The sequence below is a fragment of the Xenorhabdus eapokensis genome (assembly GCF_001908105.1).
Genome location: NZ_MKGQ01000119.1, coordinates 1 through 1,182, shown reverse-complemented (window position 1 = coordinate 1,182; position 1,182 = coordinate 1). Strand labels below are relative to the sequence as shown.

Genomic DNA, 1,182 nt, shown 5'->3' with positions numbered 1-1,182 from the left:
TTTGCTATCGAGAAGTGCTGGGCACGGGATTTGTGGCATTTGAGTAATCGAATTGCCAGAAAACTGCTTTCTCACACGTTGGGTATTTTTGCCAATTTTAAACAAGGTAAAAATCAACGCGACTGGCTTCAACAAGCCAACGTTATAGGATGTTAAAGTCGAGCATCGCGTTTTTTTAGAAAATTTTATTCCATTTAATCGATGTTATATTTATTAATTTTAATAAAATCCGGCTCTTCCCAATTTGGTCCTTTTATTACTTTTTTTCCGTTTTGAATTAATTTCCTTTCTTGAAATAATTTCATGTACGTATTCAATAAAATTCCTTCAGCAATAGCTTCAAAACGATACTGGACATACAAAAGATCTATAGTTTGATAAGATTTCTTTAGTGAAAGATACATCAGTGTATCTTCAATTGATTCATTTTCTATCATTTTTTTTATGTAGCTCATAGGGAAATCCACCATATATTAATAGTCTTCATGTTCTGCAGCTATTGCAATAGCTTCAGGAGTATACAAAGAATCTATCTTTTCATTGATCTTATAGTCTTCTAGTGTAGCTGTATGCGTATTATTCCATGTAATAAGATCATTAGCTCCATCAGGAACACCTAAAGCTCTATAACGCTCTAGCTCTCTTGTTTCATGTGTATAAAATCGCTTATCGTAATCAGTTATTGTAATTTCTCCAGCTAGAATTTTCTCTAAGCGTTCAATCATGATTTGGTTTTCAATAGATTCATCAAATCTGCTAGTATGCAGTTTAACTTTGTCAATACCTTCTTGTGTAATTTCAATATTTCTCCAATCTAAATCCTGAATAGGACCACCTGCTTTAGTTGGGTCATAAGAGCGGCCACTGTATTTACCTTTTTCCGTTCCACCATATGGACAGCTTAAATAAACATAAACCGCCGGCACGCCCTCAATCGGGAAAACCAGAATATAATCCCGGAAATCACTCTCCTGTACCGGTGTGGTCGTCTTCGCTGGCCCGCGGTCTGTTCCATCCGATATTGGCGTTTCTGTTTTGTCCCCCGCCATTTCATTCGGATCTTGCTGCGGGTTACCCATCACACCGTCCCGCCACGTTGGCTGCTCTGGGATTTCCAGGCCGGGTGTTTGACCGGTCATGCTCGGATCATCAAGTGGCACGGTGTTGACATTGATTGGCGTA

2 protein-coding genes and 1 pseudogene are annotated in these 1,182 nt (G+C 38.5%); 1 reads left to right on the top strand and 2 read right to left on the bottom strand.

Features of this window, described 5'->3' with window-relative positions; genetic code table 11:
* Window positions 1-156, top strand: a pseudogene (locus tag Xedl_RS39510) (IS982 family transposase); the annotation flags it as partial.
* A 38-nt stretch (window positions 157-194) separates the two neighbouring features.
* Here the strand turns inward: Xedl_RS39510 and Xedl_RS19660 are convergent.
* Together Xedl_RS19660 and Xedl_RS19655 are read right to left on the bottom strand one after the other, a co-directional pair.
* Window positions 195-455 (bottom strand): hypothetical protein, encoded by a 261-nt coding sequence (locus Xedl_RS19660; RefSeq protein WP_074025404.1) that lies wholly within the window; start codon window positions 453-455, stop codon window positions 195-197.
* A gap of 18 nt (window positions 456-473) precedes the next feature.
* A partial coding sequence (locus Xedl_RS19655; RefSeq protein ID WP_208605110.1) for an S-type pyocin domain-containing protein occupies window positions 474-1,182 on the bottom strand: 709 nt, incomplete at its 5' end.